The organism is Salisediminibacterium beveridgei (assembly GCF_001721685.1).
Classification (GTDB): domain Bacteria; phylum Bacillota; class Bacilli; order Bacillales; family Salisediminibacteriaceae; genus Salisediminibacterium; species Salisediminibacterium beveridgei.
Map to the genome: position 1 here is coordinate 1,048,446 of NZ_CP012502.1, position 14,183 is coordinate 1,062,628.

Below are 14,183 nucleotides of genomic sequence, written 5' to 3' on the forward strand. Positions count from 1 at the left end.
ATAGAAGGAGTGTGTGTGACATGAGCAAAGGTAAAATTATCGTTATCGGTGGCGGATTAGCCGGCCTGATGGCGACAATAAAAGCAGCAGAAAGAGGAATGACGGTGGAACTCTTTTCCGTGGTTCCCGTCAAACGTTCACACTCCGTTTGTGCCCAGGGCGGCATTAACGGAGCCTTAAATACGATGGGGGAAGGTGACTCCACGTGGGAGCATTTCGATGATTCGGTTTACGGCGGAGACTTCCTCGCAAATCAGCCGCCAGTCAAGGCAATGTGTGACGCGGCACCGAGTATTATTCATCTTCTCGACCGGATGGGCGTGATGTTCAACCGGACAGGCGAAGGTCTTCTGGCTTTAAGACGATTCGGCGGGACACAGCATCACCGCACAGCGTTCGCCGGTGCAACCACCGGACAGCAACTGCTGTATGCTTTGGATGAGCAGGTGCGCCGCTTTGAAGTGGATGGTCTCGTAAACAAATATGAAGGCTGGGAATTCCTGCACGCCGTTCTCGACGACGACCAAGTCTGTCGCGGGATCACCGCTCAGGACCTCACTACATCTGAAATTCAATCGTTCCGCGGAGACGCCGTGATTCTGGCTACAGGTGGACCGGGGATCATCTTCGGAAAATCGACCAACTCCATGATCAATACCGGCTATGCGGCCGCAGCAGTCTATGAGCAGGGCGCCTATTATGCCAACGGTGAATTTATTCAGATTCATCCGACGGCGATTCCAGGGGACGACAAACTGCGTCTGATGAGTGAATCTGCCCGGGGTGAAGGCGGACGCGTCTGGACCTATGATGCGGACGGTAAACCGTGGTACTTCCTTGAAGAGAAATATCCGGCATACGGGAATCTCGTGCCACGTGATATTGCCACGCGTGAAATCTTTGAAGTCTGTGTCGATAAAAAGCTCGGCATTAACGGCGAGAACATGGTCTATCTCGACTTGTCCCACAAGGATCCGAAGGAGCTCAACCTCAAGCTCGGCGGGATCATGGAAATCTACGAAAAATTCATGGGAGACGATCCGCGTAAAGTACCGATGAAGATTTTCCCTGCGGTGCATTATTCCATGGGCGGTCTCTGGGTGGATTACGATCAGATGACGAATATCCCGGGCCTGTTTGCTGCAGGTGAGGTCGATTATTCCATCCACGGTGCGAACCGGCTGGGTGCCAACTCGTTACTTTCCTCCATTTACGGCGGAATGGTTGCCGGACCGAAAGCAGCAGAATATATCGACGGTCTGGAGCAGCTCGCTGAGGAAATGGACAGCGCAGTGTTCGATGCCCAGGTGCAGAAGGATCAGGATGAATTCAACAAGATTTTGACGATGAACGGCAATGAGAACGCCTTTAAACTGCATCAGGAACTCGGGGCAATCATGACGGAGAACGTGACAGTGGTTCGTGACAATGAGCGTTTGCAAAAGACAGACGAGACCATCGTGGAACTCCTTGAGCGTTATGAAAACATCAGTATTGATGATACCGCGCAGTGGTCGAATCAAAGCGCTGCATTCATCCGTCAGTTGAAGGCGATGATGAATCTGTCCCGCGTGGTTGCCGTCGGTGCATTGAACCGGAACGAAAGCCGCGGTGCACATTACAAACCGGAATTCCCGGATCGTAATGATGAAGAGTGGTTGAAGACAACCAAAGCGAAATACAATCCGGAAACGAAGGATCCTGATTTCGAATATGAAGATGTGGATGTGACACTGATCAAACCGCGAAAGCGAGATTATACCTCCACGAAGAAAGCGGGTGCGAAGGCATGAGTGAGAACACCATCTCAATGATTATCACACGGCAGAAGGACCAGGAATCCGCTCCGTACGAGGAGAGATTTGAGATTCCGTACCGTACCAACATGAATGTCATCTCGGCACTGATGGAAATCCGTCGAAACCCGGAAAATGCTCAGGGTGAGGATACAACAGCAGTTGCCTGGGATGCCAGCTGTCTCGAGGAAGTCTGTGGGGCCTGTTCCATGGTGATTAACGGAAAGCCGCGGCAATCCTGTACAGCACTGATTGATCAGCTCGAACAGCCGATCCGGCTCGAGCCGATGAATACCTTCCCGGTGGTCCGGGACCTGACAGTGGACCGAAGCAGAATGTTTGATTCCCTCAAACGTGTCAAGGCCTGGGTACCGATCGACGGGACACACGATCTTGGCTCAGGACCAAGAATGCCTGAAGCGAAGCGTGAATGGGCCTATGAGTTGTCCAAATGTATGACGTGTGGGGTCTGTCTGCAGGCGTGTCCGAATGTGAACAGTAAATCTGAGTTCATCGGCCCTGCAGCGTTATCGCAGGTGCGGCTGTTCAACGCCCATCCAACAGGAGAAATGCATAAGGCAGAGCGCCTGCAGACCTTGATGGATGGAGAAGGCGGACTGGCCAGCTGTGGGAACTCGCAAAACTGTGTGGAAGCCTGTCCGAAAGAAATTCCGTTAACGACTTCCATTGCAGCTTTGAACCGGGAAACGACATTGCAGTCTTTCAAAAACTTTTTCGGTACCGATCACACAGCATAACGAAAGCGGACAAAGAGAGAAGCAGCCTTCTCTCTTTGTCTTTTACAACCAATCAATGAATGAACAATCACTCAATAAAGAGGTGTAACAGCGATGGGCGTACCAGACTATATTGAAGATTTGCCTTTATGGCGTAATGAGTTCGAATACTTCTATCCGGTTACGGTGCGGTTTTCCGAAACCGATGCATTCGGACATTTGAATAATACGACAACGTTTGTCTATTTTGAGCATGGTCGGATTTCTTTTTTTAAACAGATCGGGCTGATGCAGGACTGGACGAAGAAAGAAACAGAGGCCATCCCTGTCACGGCAGATCTGCATTGCGATTATATGAGACAGGTGTATTTCGATGAAGAACTTCAAATCGGTTTGAAACTGAACCGGGTCGGCAATTCGTCGATGGATATTCATTATATGGCGGTGAATGGGAGCGGGGATATCTGTTTTACAGGCAGGGGCAGCATTGTGCAGGTCTCTGCGAAAACCGGTAAAAGTATCCCGTGGACAAAAGAGGAGAAAGATCGGCTCGAATCCCACATGCCAAGGCGTTGACGTCAGCGCTTTCAAGGGCTATGATAAACGCAGAAACTGAATCTGTGGGGCGGATAATGATGGTGGAACCAGGGTATACAGTGGTAAAAGCATTGAATAATAATGTCGTGATTGCTGCAGACGGAGGATCGTCTGAGGTGATCTTCATCGGCAAAGGGATAGGGTTCGGCAAGAAAAAAGGCGATGCCTATACCGATATGGAACATGACAAGGTGTACAGATTGATGGATGAAACCGAACAGGCCCGGTACAAGGCGCTTGTGAAAGAGGATGATGAAGAACGGCTGTTGGCAGTCCATGAAGCGATACAGCCCATTCAGGCAGAGATCGGTTTCAGGTGGCCAGATGCCACTGTCTTTGCATTGACGCAGCATCTGGCATTGGCACTGAAACGCACGACGGATGGAACGGATATTCAGAATCCGTTTCTTCTGGAGACAAAATGGTTATACCGTGAGAGCTATCAGCTTGCTGAAAAAGCGGTCCAGTACTTAAACAAACGTACCGGCTTAACGCTTCCGGAGGCGGAGGTCGGTTTTGTAACGCTGCACATCCAAAGTGCTTTACGAAGCGTGAATCCACATCAGCATGCTGGCAGTCATAACGATTTAATTGAACGCTCTCTCTCCTACGTTGAAGAAAAAGCGCAAATGAAGCTGACGGAACAATCCCGGTCGGTGAGACGATTCGTCAGCTTGATGAATCAGATCATTCGGGACCCGGAACCACCGGTCAATGACCAAGTCGTCATGGATACGATCATGCACTTGAAGGATTCATTTGATCTGTGCTATACTATATCGCGTAACGTAATCCGCATGATTGAGAAGACAGACGGCATGTCTGTTGGTGATAAGGATGCCCTGCATCTCATGCTTGCCCTGCATTCGGTCTTGGAAGAAGATCAGACTGAACCAAATTCATAATCAGCACTTCATTCGTTTACGTGTTACTGACTTGATCAGGCATGAGTAAAGAAGAAGGTGTGCCTTTCAGCGCGTCACATTCTGTGAATGTTCGTTGCAATGCCCGCTTTTTCTCTTACTCATGCTTTTTTTATGATGAAATTTACGAATTTGTGCATGATTCCGTGTAAACAGGGTAAAGTGAATAGGTAGAAATGGGTATTCCGGAAAACAAATTGTTCAATCATGATCGGGATACAGAATAAGACGAGGCCAAGCCTCTACTACATTAATCCAAGGAGTGTTTCAACATGGCAGAGAAAAATTTCACGATTACAGCAGACACAGGTATTCACGCACGTCCGGCAACACAGCTGGTCAACAAAGCAGGTCAGTTCGAGTCCGAAATTACACTGGAATACAAAGGGAAATCCGTGAATTTGAAGTCGATCATGGGCGTCATGTCTCTTGGCGTTGGTCAAAATGCGGAAGTCACCATCAAAGCTGAAGGTCCGGATGCAGATGAAGCCATGGAAGCATTGGATGGCGTCATGCAGGAAGGTTTATCGAAATAATGGGAAATAAGCTGACAGGAATCGCAGCATCATCAGGTATCGCGATTGCGAAAGCTTTTCGAATGGAAGTGCCCGACTTAAGCTTTGATGACCATAAAGTGGACAATCCGGACCAGGAAATTGCAAAGCTTGACGAGGCACTGGCTCAGTCCACGAGTGAACTCGAAGCCATACGTAAGAAAACATTGGATGATCTCGGGGAAGAGCACGCAGAGATTTTTTCTGCCCATCTTCTTGTCCTTCGCGATCCGGAACTCATCGATCCGATCAAAGAGAAAATCAAGAATGATTCTGCCAATGCGGCGCAAGCGTTGACTGAAGTGACGCAGATGTTCGTCAGTATGTTTGAGTCTATGGATAATGAGTACATGAAAGAACGTGCGGCAGATATCCGCGACGTGTCCAGACGGGTTTTGGCTCATGTGTTGGGGCAGCCGATCGTTTCACTGGCAGAAATTCAGGAAGAGATCATTCTGGTGGCTGATGACTTAACACCATCGGATACTGCTCAGTTGAACAGACAGTTCGTGCTCGGTTTTGCAACCGATATCGGTGGACGGACATCTCACTCCGCTATCATGGCCCGCTCGATGGAAATTCCCGCAGTTGTGGGGACGAAATCCATTACGGATCAAGTGGAAGCGGGGACAACGATCATCATTGACGGTCTCGATGGCGAAGTGATTGTTGATCCGACGGATCAGGAACTCGATGCGTACCGCAAAAAACAGGCTGATTTTGAAGAGAAAAAGAAAGAATGGGCGAAACTGAAGAATGAACCTTCTGTTACGGCAGATGGTGTTCAGGTGGAACTCGTTGCCAATATTGGCACACCGGAAGATTTGGAAAGTGTTCAGAACAATGGCGGGGAAGGCGTTGGCCTCTACCGCACTGAATTTCTCTACATGGGACGTGATGAACTGCCTACTGAAGAGGAACAGTTTGAAGCCTACAAGAAAGTGACGGAAGAGATGGGGGAGAAGCCTGTAGTCATCCGTACCCTTGATATTGGCGGAGACAAGGAACTGCCATATCTGGATTTGCCGAAGGAAATGAATCCATTTCTCGGATTCCGGGCGATCCGGCTCTGTCTCGAAAAAGATGACATGTTCCGTGTACAATTGCGTGCGTTGCTTCGGGCAGGCGCATTCGGAAACCTGAAGATCATGTTTCCGATGATTGCGACCCTTGAAGAGTTCCGGCAGGCGAAGGCGATGCTTGACGACGAGAAACAGAAGCTGAAAGACGAAGGCGTCGAAGTCGGAGAGAATATTGAGGTCGGCATTATGGTCGAGATTCCTTCAACGGCAGTAATGGCACCGCAATTTGCCAAGGAAGTCGACTTTTTCAGCATCGGCACAAACGATCTGATTCAATACACGATGGCCGCAGACCGGATGAATGAACAGGTATCCTACTTGTATCAGCCCTACAATCCTGCGATTTTGAATTTGGTGAAAATGGTCATCGATGCCTCTCATCAGGAGGGCAAATGGACCGGGATGTGCGGTGAAATGGCCGGTGACGAAATTGCCATTCCGCTCCTCGTCGGTCTGGGTCTTGATGAATTCAGCATGAGCGCTACTTCGATCCTCCCTGCAAGAAGTCAGCTCAGTAAACTGACGAAAAAGGATGCGGAGGAAGTCGCGAAGGAAGCCTTGCGTTTAAACACATCAGAAGAAGTCGAGTCACTTGTCCTAAAGCGGTTCCTCTGATCCATGCAGAAGGCATACAATCCACTCAGCCGAACCGGTCTGGGTGGATTTTCCTTTGATCGCTTTGACAGTCAAAGCTGCGGGTGCGGCGAAATCGATCCTGTGTTAAACTAATGCAAAGAGTGGACGATGCAGCATCGTCTTTTCGCTATGCCTTGAAAGGAGTACGATGACCATGAGCGATACAACCCAGCATATGAACGCTGAGCAAGTGGCTGTGATTGAAAAATCCCTGCGTACCATTGCAGACATTGTAAAACAAAAAGGCCGGGAGATTCTGAATGAATTTCCGATCACACCGCCGCAATTTATCGCCTTACAGTGGCTGCATGAATCCGGAGATATGACCATCGGCGAACTGTCTTCCAAGATGTATCTCGCCTGCAGCACGACCACTGACCTGATCGACCGGATGGAAAATAATGAGCTGGTGGAACGGGTGAAAGATCAAAAAGATCGTCGCGTGGTCAGGATCCACCTGCAACAAAAAGGTGCGACCATTATTCAGGAGGTCATCAGTCAGCGCAGGGAGTATTTGTCTCAAGTGCTCGAACGACTGCCGGAAGAAGAAGTGGCCCAGGTGGAGAGTGGCCTTCTCCATTTATCGAATGAAATGAAACGGGACGCACAAACGTGGAAATCATTTTAATTAAAAGAGAAGAGGATGTCATGTGGAACGACCTATTGGTGTAATCGATTCGGGAGTTGGGGGATTGACTGTTGTTTCAGAACTGATGCGACAGCTGCCAAAAGAAGAAATTATTTATATCGGGGATACGCTCAGATGCCCTTACGGACCGAGACCTGCTTCTGAAGTAGCGGATTATTCGTGGGAAATGATCGAATATCTGATGTCTTTTGATATCAAGATTCTGGTCATTGCCTGCAACACCGCTTCTGCGGTCATTCTCGAAGAGGCAAGGCAGCGTTTACCGATACCGGTGATCGGTGTCATTCACCCTGGCGCCATCGCGGCACTGAAAGTCACTGAAAACCTTGAAGTCGGTGTCATCGGAACAGAAGGAACGATTTCAAGCGGATCGTATTACGATGAGCTGAAATCCATCAACGATGACGTGAAGGTGGTCAGTCTTGCCTGTCCTACATTGGTTCCGCTTGTGGAATCGAGCCATTTCACGGAGGAAGAGGCCCTCGACGTGATCTCCGAAGCGTTGAAGCCGCTTTTGGATTACCCGGTGGACAGTCTCATCTTGGGGTGTACCCATTATCCAATGATCGAAAAGGAAATTCAGCAGGTTGTGGGCGATGGGATCCATGTGATCTGTTCCGGGGACGAAACGGCCCGTGAAGTGAGTTCTCTCCTGTACCACAAGAAACTGCTGTTTTCAGGTGAGCGCAGACCTGATCATGTGTTTTATACTACTGGAGCCAAGGCGATGTTTAAAAACATTGCGGAATCTTGGCTCAAACGTGCGGATCTTGATATCAGAAAGACGGATCTGCAGTTACCGGTCAAAACCGGTTCATCAACAAATCAATAGGAGGGGTCTGCACGATGACCAGAGCTTATGAACGTTTAAATGATCAATTACGGGTGATCGAAATGATCCCGAATTATATTATGCACCCGGAAGGGTCCGTTTTGGTATCCTTCGGTGATACGAAAGTGATTTGTTCGGCAAGTATCGAAGAGCGGGTCCCGCCTTTTCTCAGAGGTCAGGGAAAAGGCTGGGTGACAGCGGAATATGCGATGCTGCCCCGGGCCACAGGAACACGAAACGTCAGAGAATCATCCAAAGGGAAAGTCACAGGACGGACGATGGAAATTCAGCGTCTGATCGGCCGTGCACTTCGGTCCGTGATTGATTTGGACGCGTTGGGCGAGCGGACGATCTGGGTGGATTGTGATGTCATTCAGGCCGACGGCGGTACACGCACAGCATCGATCACCGGTGCGTTTACGGCCGTGGCTCTCGCCTTTGAGCAGTTGATTCAGGATGAAAAATTAACAAAAAACCCAATGACGGACTTCCTTGCAGCGATTTCGGTCGGTGTCTCTTCAGACGGGGAAGTACTCCTTGATCTTGATTACAATGAAGATTCTGCCGCAGATGTGGATATGAATGTGGTCATGACCGGGAGCGCCGAGCTGGTGGAAGTACAAGGAACGGGCGAGGAAGCAACGTTTTCCCGTAAAGAAATGAATCGGATGCTGGACGTAGCGGAAATTGGGATTGCCCGGCTGATCGAGGTGCAGCGGGATGTGATCGGTGAGTTTGCCGAGACCATCGGTCAGCAGCAGGTGGCCGCCTGGAGTTCTGCCGCTGGTGAAGGGAATGAGAAGTAATGAAGGAAGTCATGATCGCTACCCGAAACCAGGGGAAAGTATCTGAATTCGAACAATTCTTTCATGAAAGAGGTATTCAGGTGAAATCGCTTCTCGATACGACAGAGATCCCTGACATTGTTGAAGACGGTCTCACGTTTGAAGCGAACGCCATTAAGAAAGCCGTCACTGTCGCAGAAGCATTGGGGATTACCGTGATCTCTGATGATTCAGGCCTTGAAGTCGACGCCTTAGACGGGGAACCGGGCATTTATTCTGCCCGTTACGCAGGTGACGAAAAAAACAACGATGATGCAAACAATCAAAAACTGCTCAAAGCCCTTGAAGGAAAGGCGGAAGAACAGCGGACGGCCCGTTTTGTCTGTGTCCTCGCTGCGGCATTTCCGTCGGGTGTTATTAAGACTGTCCGCGGCACTGCAGAAGGCAGGATTGCGGAAACACTGAGCGGTACAGAAGGATTCGGCTATGACCCATTGTTTATCCTGAAGGGTGAAGAGCGGACGATGGCTCATCTGACAAGAGCAGAAAAGAACCAGCGAAGTCACAGGGCTGACGCTCTGAGGCAGCTCGAAGGCTTGTGGGATGAATGGGTTCTCGAACATGAAGAGGAGGCCAAATCATGAGAGCATTGGTGATCAGCGACAGTCACGGCTGGGTCAAAGAGGTTGGCGAAGTTCGTGACCGTCATAAAGAAGAAGTCGATATCATGTTTCACTGCGGTGATTCGGAATTGAAGAAAGATACCCCTGAACTTGAAGGCATTCATACGGTATCCGGAAACTGTGACTTTGGGAAAGACTTCCCTGATGAAATCGTCGAGGATGCAGGTGAAGAACGGTTCTTTGCCGGGCACGGCCATCTGTTTGGCATCAAGATGTCTGAATTGAATCTCGTCTATAAAGGCCAGGAAGCTGAAGCGACGATCTGTCTGTTCGGACATACGCATCAGCCGACAGCGGTTTTAAGCAGAGGGCTTCTGCTCGTGAACCCGGGGAGTCTCCGTGAACCGAGAGGGTATCCGGCAGGATCTTATGCCATTATTGAGTCAGATGCTCATGTGTATTCCGTGACGTTTTATAATGTGAATGGTGAAAAATTAACGGATCTCTCAAAAACTTTTCCGAAAGAATAGTTGACAGTAAAGGTGGAATTGTTTATATTAATACATGTCGCCATCGATCAAAGATGCGATCAAAAGTTCCACCTTTTCACCTGTCTCAGTAGCTCAGCAGGATAGAGCAACGCCCTTCTAAGGCGTGGGTCGGGGGTTCGAATCCCTCCTGGGACACCATTCCTGTCAGTCAGTCAGTCACATCAGATGACGTTTGATAGCCTCTTAACTGCTGCAGTGTCAGTGGTTAAGGGGTTTTTATTTTGGCGTGTTATTCCATGTGTCAATAGTGATAATGTTTGTATTTTCATGAATAGATTGCTAAAATAAAGTGAGTGTCTATTACATATATCATATCGTTCAGACAGGAGGTGATGATGAAAGATGAGAGAGGAACACGATCAAAAAGACAATGTGATTCAGATGCCTGGTCTTGTGGAGCGGCTGGTCGATTTCGGGATGAATGCCTTAAAAGAAAAACGGCTTTACGATGCCCTGACGTACTTCAATCAGGTCACCCAGCTTGATGAAGATCACCCACAGGGGCGATACGGTCTGGTGATTGCCAATATCGAACTGAACCGCCTCGAAGAAGCCCGGATTCAATGTGAATCGATGTTGGAAGAGGGCCTTGGTGATTATTATGACGTGCTGAAAATCTATATCTCTCTCCTTGTTCAACTGACCGATTACGAACGGGTGGTGGAAATCCTCGATGAAGCACTGCCGCTTGAGACGATGCCTTCAGAGATGGCGGAGTCTTTTGAGGAACTTCTGAAGTTCGCCCGGGAGATGGTGGAAGACGACAGCTCGAAGCTGCGTCAGCAAGCGGATGATCATGACATGTCCGTGACGACGGGTGATTTAATCAATACGATTCAACAAGGAAACACCGAAGAGCAATGGGGCGCGATACATAAGCTGAGTCATCGGGAGAAAAGCATCGCGGTTGAAGCCTACAGGGAACTCCTGGCGTCTGACGGGCACCATCCGGTTTTGAAAAGCTATGTTCTGAGTACCCTTGAAGAGATGGGGATAAAAGAACAATTTGATGTGCATAAGTTTGGTCATACATATCAGGTGAATCTCGCTGATGCGAATCAGTTATTTCACCGTGAAGAAGGCATGAAAGTCGTCAGACTAATCAGGGATCAGCTTGAAGCAGAGAATCCGTCGCTGCTTTCACTTGCAGAACAGCTGTGGTGGCATTATCTATTTGCCATCTATCCGGTTCCACTTCAAGGATCAGGCGAACGGGCCTGGGCCGGTGCTCTACATATGCACCTTGAGAAACTGATGAACCAGGAAGGCATGGAAGTGGAAGATTTTGCAGAAATTTACGGAACAGGCGCAGATGAACTCATAAGCTGCTGCAAACATATCGAGGAAATCGAATTGCTCTTACATCACTTTGAAATCCATATGACGGACGAGTAATGATTCGTACGGGTTACAGGATGAAATCATCCCGAAATCATTGAAATGAGAATCAGCTATGTTATAATTGAAGAGTTGCAAAAAAGCTAGGTTAATGATTGATATGGAGGGAAACAATTTATGACTGCAAATTGGGAAAAGAAAGAAGGAAACACAGGTGTCCTGTCGGTTGAAGTAAGCAGCGAGCGTTTCGACACTGCACTTGATGAAGCATTCAAAAAAGTCGTTAAGCAGGTGGATGTGCCGGGATTCCGTAAAGGCCGTGTACCACGTCAGATTTTCGAACAGCGTTTTGGCGTAGAGAGTCTCTACCAGGATGCTATCGACATCGTACTTCCTGAAGCATATACAGAGGCGGTTGCAGAAGCCGGGATCGATCCGGTTGCCCAGCCTGAAATCGACATCGAGCATGTTGAAAAAGGAGATGCCTTGAAATTCACTGCCACAGTAACGGTTAAACCGGAAGTGGAGCTCGGAGAATACAAAGGTCTTGAAGTGGAAGTGGGATCGACTGAAGTAGCGGATGAAGACGTTGATCAGGAAATTGAATCAACCCGTGAGAAGCACGCGGATCTCGTTGCGATCGAAGATGGAGAAGTTGCCCAGGGCGATACCGTTGTCATGGACTTTGAAGGTTTCGTTGATGGTGAAGCATTCGAAGGCGGTCAGGCAGAGAACTATTCACTTGAAATCGGATCAGGGCAATTTATTCCAGGATTCGAAGATCAGCTCATCGGTGCAAAACCGGGGTCTGACCTTGAAGTGAACGTGGAATTTCCTGAAGAGTATCACTCTGAAGATTTAGCGGGTAAGGCTGCGATGTTCAAAGTGAAACTTCACGACGTGAAGCGTAAGGATCTTCCTGAACTTGATGATGAGTTCGCAAAAGATGTTAACGAGTCATTCGAATCATTCGATGATCTCAAAAAAGACATCCGGGAAAATCTCGAGAAAACCAAAAAAGAAGAAACAGAAATGGCGAAGAAGGATTCTCTCGTTGAGCAGGCAACAGAAAATGCCACGATTGATGTACCATCGGCCATGGTTGAAACTGAAAAAGACCGGATGCTCGAGGAATTCAGTCAGCGACTGCAGTCCCAGGGGATGACGATGGATATGTATTATCAGTTTGCACAGACGGACGAAGAGGGCATGAAAGCCCAATTCGAAGGGGATGCTGAGAAACGTGTCCGCATGAACCTGACCCTTGAAGCCATTGCTGAAAAAGAAGAGATTGAAGTTTCTGAAGAAGCAGTGGATGAAGAAATCGAAAAGATGGCTGAAATGTATGGCCGCTCAGCTGATGAAATCAAGCAGATTCTCATGATGCAAGGCGGAACCGATCAGCTGAAATCTGATCTTCGGATCCGTAAAGCACTGGACCTGCTCTCTGAAACAGCAGTGGAGAAGCCAGCCGAATAATTTATCTGCCGGTGAACAGCATTCAGCAAGGCGCGACACTTCGTCGTGCCTTGTTGTTTATACATAATCGAACATGCCCGTCAAGTGGATTCGTTGACATTGGTGTTTCCGTTCTTTATTCTGAATGGGAGATCAGACGATTGACGATTTTGGGACTGACAGGAAACTATGCTAAAATGAACGGTAGATAAAGAATTTGTCACACATAATCGAAAGTTGAATGACTTGAGTGAAATTTGATCCTGAGAGGTGAACGAATATGTTTAAGTTTAACGAAGAAAAAGGACAGCTTAAATGTTCTTTTTGTGGTAAAACACAGGACCAGGTCCGAAAGCTTGTAGCAGGACCGGGAGTGTACATTTGCGATGAGTGTATCGAGCTGTGTAATGAAATTGTGGAAGAAGAGCTTGGAACCGAAGAAGAAGTGGAAATGGAAGACATTCCAAAACCACAGGAGATCCGCGAGATTCTCAGTGATTATGTCATTGGCCAGGATCGTGCGAAAAAGACGTTATCCGTTGCTGTTTATAATCACTATAAACGTGTCAATGCCACCGTCAGAAACGATGATGTGGAGCTTGCCAAGAGTAATATTTGTCTGATTGGACCGACGGGAAGCGGGAAGACTCTTCTCGCGCAGACACTCGCCCGCATTTTAAATGTGCCATTTGCCATCGCGGATGCCACATCACTCACAGAAGCCGGTTATGTCGGTGAAGACGTGGAGAATATTCTGCTTAAGCTGATTCAGGCGGCAGACTATGATGTAGAGAAAGCAGAGCGCGGCATCATCTATATTGATGAGGTGGACAAGGTTGCCAGAAAGTCGGAGAATCCGTCGATTACCCGTGACGTATCCGGTGAAGGTGTGCAGCAGGCGCTCCTGAAAATCCTTGAAGGAACCACGGCAAGCGTGCCGCCGCAGGGTGGGCGTAAACACCCGCATCAGGAATTTATCCAGATTGATACCACGAACGTGCTCTTTATCGTCGGTGGTGCATTCGATGGTATTGATTCCATCATTAAAGAACGTCTCGGGAAGAAAGTGATCGGATTTGGTGCGGAATCCGGACAGGAAGACCTGAAGGAGGGCGAATTCCTCTCCAAAATCCTGCCTGAAGACCTGCTCCGCTATGGTCTGATTCCGGAATTTATCGGTCGTATCCCGGTGATCGCGAGCCTCGAGCAACTGGATGAAGCGACGCTGGTGGAAATCCTGACAGCACCGAAAAACGCCCTGATCAAACAGTATCAAAAACTGCTTGAACTGGATGAAGTGGAGTTGGAATTCACAGAGAGTGCCTTGACGGAAGTCGCTAAGAAAGCGATCGAACGGAAAACAGGTGCACGTGGTCTCCGCTCAATTATCGAAGGGCTTATGCTCGATGTCATGTATGACCTGCCGTCACGTGAAGACATTGTCAAATGTGTGATTACCGACAAGGCTGTCACGGACAATGTGAAACCGATCCTGCTCGATAAAGACGGAGAAGAAGTCGTCGATCCTGAAGAACCGAAAGAAAGTGCATAATGTTGAATCCAATCAATGACGGGGCGTCTCACTGAGACGTCCTTTCTTTCTTCAAACAGCGTTCCTTCAA

At 48.5% G+C, this 14,183-nt stretch carries 14 protein-coding genes and 1 tRNA gene; all 15 read left to right on the forward strand.

Annotation, left to right across the window (positions count from 1 at the left end):
• The first annotated feature begins 20 nt into the window (after positions 1–20).
• The 15 genes from sdhA to clpX all read left to right on the forward strand — a co-directional run bounded on the left by sdhA (position 21) and on the right by clpX (position 14,113).
• Positions 21–1,793: a succinate dehydrogenase flavoprotein subunit gene (gene sdhA, locus BBEV_RS04730; RefSeq protein WP_069364421.1), complete on the forward strand. Its 1,773-nt coding sequence runs from the start codon at positions 21–23 to the stop codon at positions 1,791–1,793.
• Complete coding sequence (gene sdhB / locus BBEV_RS04735; RefSeq protein ID WP_069364422.1) at positions 1,790–2,554, forward strand: succinate dehydrogenase iron-sulfur subunit; 765 nt, start codon at positions 1,790–1,792, stop codon at positions 2,552–2,554. Before sdhA ends, sdhB begins: the two co-directional genes overlap by 4 nt.
• A gap of 93 nt (positions 2,555–2,647) precedes the next feature.
• Positions 2,648–3,109, forward strand: a complete 462-nt coding sequence (locus tag BBEV_RS04740; protein WP_069364423.1) for an acyl-CoA thioesterase — start codon at positions 2,648–2,650, stop codon at positions 3,107–3,109.
• A gap of 20 nt (positions 3,110–3,129) precedes the next feature.
• The gene (locus BBEV_RS04745) at positions 3,130–4,035 is read left to right on the forward strand and encodes a PRD domain-containing protein (protein ID WP_157100920.1); all 906 of its coding nucleotides are present in this window, start codon (positions 3,130–3,132) and stop codon (positions 4,033–4,035) included.
• 290 nt (positions 4,036–4,325) lie between these two features.
• Positions 4,326–4,589 carry a phosphocarrier protein HPr gene (locus tag BBEV_RS04750; RefSeq protein ID WP_069364425.1) on the forward strand — a complete coding sequence of 88 codons (264 nt, stop codon included), beginning with the start codon at positions 4,326–4,328 and terminating at the stop codon, positions 4,587–4,589.
• Positions 4,589–6,304 carry a phosphoenolpyruvate--protein phosphotransferase gene (ptsP, locus tag BBEV_RS04755; protein WP_069364426.1) on the forward strand — a complete coding sequence of 572 codons (1,716 nt, stop codon included), beginning with the start codon at positions 4,589–4,591 and terminating at the stop codon, positions 6,302–6,304. The genes BBEV_RS04750 and ptsP overlap by 1 nt, the downstream gene beginning before the upstream one ends.
• Positions 6,305–6,500: 196 nt before the next feature.
• Positions 6,501–6,953 carry a MarR family winged helix-turn-helix transcriptional regulator gene (locus BBEV_RS04760; RefSeq protein ID WP_069366596.1) on the forward strand — a complete coding sequence of 151 codons (453 nt, stop codon included), beginning with the start codon at positions 6,501–6,503 and terminating at the stop codon, positions 6,951–6,953.
• Positions 6,954–6,975: 22 nt separating this feature from the next.
• The gene (gene racE / locus BBEV_RS04765; protein ID WP_069364427.1) at positions 6,976–7,806 is read left to right on the forward strand and encodes a glutamate racemase; all 831 of its coding nucleotides are present in this window, start codon (positions 6,976–6,978) and stop codon (positions 7,804–7,806) included.
• 14 nt (positions 7,807–7,820) lie between these two features.
• Entirely contained in the window at positions 7,821–8,612 is a 792-nt protein-coding gene (gene rph, locus BBEV_RS04770; RefSeq protein ID WP_069364428.1) for a ribonuclease PH, read from the forward strand.
• Positions 8,612–9,235 carry an XTP/dITP diphosphatase gene (locus BBEV_RS04775; protein ID WP_069364429.1) on the forward strand — a complete coding sequence of 208 codons (624 nt, stop codon included), beginning with the start codon at positions 8,612–8,614 and terminating at the stop codon, positions 9,233–9,235. Before rph ends, BBEV_RS04775 begins: the two co-directional genes overlap by 1 nt.
• Positions 9,232–9,744, forward strand: a complete 513-nt coding sequence (locus BBEV_RS04780) for a metallophosphoesterase family protein (RefSeq protein ID WP_069364430.1) — start codon at positions 9,232–9,234, stop codon at positions 9,742–9,744. The genes BBEV_RS04775 and BBEV_RS04780 overlap by 4 nt, the downstream gene beginning before the upstream one ends.
• An 82-nt stretch (positions 9,745–9,826) precedes the next feature.
• Positions 9,827–9,903: transfer RNA gene (locus BBEV_RS04785), tRNA-Arg, on the forward strand.
• 204 nt (positions 9,904–10,107) lie between these two features.
• Positions 10,108–11,160: a DUF3196 family protein gene (locus tag BBEV_RS04790; protein WP_069364431.1), complete on the forward strand. Its 1,053-nt coding sequence runs from the start codon at positions 10,108–10,110 to the stop codon at positions 11,158–11,160.
• A 120-nt stretch (positions 11,161–11,280) separates the two neighbouring features.
• Complete coding sequence (gene tig, locus BBEV_RS04795; RefSeq protein WP_069364432.1) at positions 11,281–12,582, forward strand: trigger factor; 1,302 nt, start codon at positions 11,281–11,283, stop codon at positions 12,580–12,582.
• 259 nt (positions 12,583–12,841) lie between these two features.
• Entirely contained in the window at positions 12,842–14,113 is a 1,272-nt protein-coding gene (gene clpX, locus BBEV_RS04800) for an ATP-dependent protease ATP-binding subunit ClpX (protein WP_069364433.1), read from the forward strand.
• Positions 14,114–14,183 lie beyond the last annotated feature (70 nt).

Excerpts from the sequence above, each read along its gene's own strand:
- sdhA (WP_069364421.1), top strand. The coding sequence starts at position 21 with ATGAGCAAAGGTAAAATTATCGTTATCGGTGGCGGATTAGCCGGCCTG.
- sdhB (WP_069364422.1), top strand. The coding sequence starts at position 1,790 with ATGAGTGAGAACACCATCTCAATGATTATCACACGGCAGAAGGACCAG.
- BBEV_RS04740 (WP_069364423.1), top strand. The coding sequence starts at position 2,648 with ATGGGCGTACCAGACTATATTGAAGATTTGCCTTTATGGCGTAATGAG.
- BBEV_RS04745 (WP_157100920.1), top strand. The coding sequence starts at position 3,130 with ATGATAAACGCAGAAACTGAATCTGTGGGGCGGATAATGATGGTGGAA.
- BBEV_RS04750 (WP_069364425.1), top strand. The coding sequence starts at position 4,326 with ATGGCAGAGAAAAATTTCACGATTACAGCAGACACAGGTATTCACGCA.
- ptsP (WP_069364426.1), top strand. The coding sequence starts at position 4,589 with ATGGGAAATAAGCTGACAGGAATCGCAGCATCATCAGGTATCGCGATT.
- BBEV_RS04760 (WP_069366596.1), top strand. The coding sequence starts at position 6,501 with ATGAACGCTGAGCAAGTGGCTGTGATTGAAAAATCCCTGCGTACCATT.
- rph (WP_069364428.1), top strand. The coding sequence starts at position 7,821 with ATGACCAGAGCTTATGAACGTTTAAATGATCAATTACGGGTGATCGAA.
- BBEV_RS04775 (WP_069364429.1), top strand. The coding sequence starts at position 8,612 with ATGAAGGAAGTCATGATCGCTACCCGAAACCAGGGGAAAGTATCTGAA.
- BBEV_RS04780 (WP_069364430.1), top strand. The coding sequence starts at position 9,232 with ATGAGAGCATTGGTGATCAGCGACAGTCACGGCTGGGTCAAAGAGGTT.
- BBEV_RS04790 (WP_069364431.1), top strand. The coding sequence starts at position 10,108 with ATGAGAGAGGAACACGATCAAAAAGACAATGTGATTCAGATGCCTGGT.
- tig (WP_069364432.1), top strand. The coding sequence starts at position 11,281 with ATGACTGCAAATTGGGAAAAGAAAGAAGGAAACACAGGTGTCCTGTCG.
- clpX (WP_069364433.1), top strand. The coding sequence starts at position 12,842 with ATGTTTAAGTTTAACGAAGAAAAAGGACAGCTTAAATGTTCTTTTTGT.